This is a genomic window from Vibrio marinisediminis, assembly GCF_014050145.1.
GTDB lineage: Bacteria > Pseudomonadota > Gammaproteobacteria > Enterobacterales > Vibrionaceae > Vibrio > Vibrio marinisediminis.
Genome location: NZ_JACFYF010000275.1, coordinates 1 through 266 on the forward strand (window position 1 = coordinate 1; position 266 = coordinate 266).

The 266-nt window shown below is 69.5% G+C and carries 1 protein-coding gene; it reads right to left on the minus strand.

The window, feature by feature from the left end; all coding sequences use genetic code 11:
- On the minus strand, nucleotides 1–266 hold a 266-nt coding region (locus H2O73_RS24090), incomplete at both ends, for an SMP-30/gluconolactonase/LRE family protein (RefSeq protein WP_182110816.1).

A 266-nucleotide genomic window follows, 5' to 3' on the forward strand; every position in this document is an offset into this window, starting at 1 on the left:
AGGCGCAGCTTCGGGCGGCATCGAAGCAGAGCGCGTTGGAGATGCTCACGTCCCGCACCACCCGCCGCAGCGTCCCATCGAAGAGGCGATAGATCGCACCGGCGCCGGGCTCGGCCGATTTGCCCATGGTGCCGATCCAGAACCCGCCCCAGGGGTCCGCGCGCCCATCGTTGGAGCGGGTCTCGGGGCGGTCGGCTTCCAGCGGGGCGACAAAGCGGCTCTCGCCCTCCGCAAGGTCGAATGTGACAAGAGCGGTTTCCGACGCG